The following is a 310-nucleotide window of genomic DNA, read 5'->3' as shown; positions in this document are numbered from 1 at the left end:
GTTCACGAAAATGTACGAGGGCCTATCAGAAGTCCTCACCGCAGTACGCCAATGCGAGGAAGCGACCCTCGAGTGGGCTGAATCCCCTCTAGGCGACGCCGACGTACACCAGCTCTCCGGCCCACGCGCCGAAGACCCACCAGCACCAGAGTCCACCACCGACACCCCGGACGAGAAGGAGGGCGAAACCCCAGAGCCAGCCGTGAGCCTCGAAGACGTCCGGGGCGAACTCGCCCGGCTCGCAAAATCCGGACGCAAAGACATCGTCAAGCAACTCATCACCGATCACGGCGGGACGAAACTCTCCGAC

1 protein-coding gene is annotated in these 310 nt (G+C 62.9%); it reads right to left on the bottom strand.

Annotated features, from left to right (window positions below; genetic code table 11):
* Nucleotides 1-88 precede the first annotated feature (88 nt).
* The coding region (locus CYJ76_RS13010) for a hypothetical protein (RefSeq protein ID WP_238138249.1) at nt 89-310 on the bottom strand (222 nt) is incomplete at its 5' end.

Origin of the sequence: Kytococcus schroeteri (assembly GCF_002847825.1) — a bacterium.
GTDB lineage: Bacteria > Actinomycetota > Actinomycetes > Actinomycetales > Dermatophilaceae > Kytococcus > Kytococcus schroeteri.
This window is presented reverse-complemented; position numbering and strand designations above follow the sequence as displayed.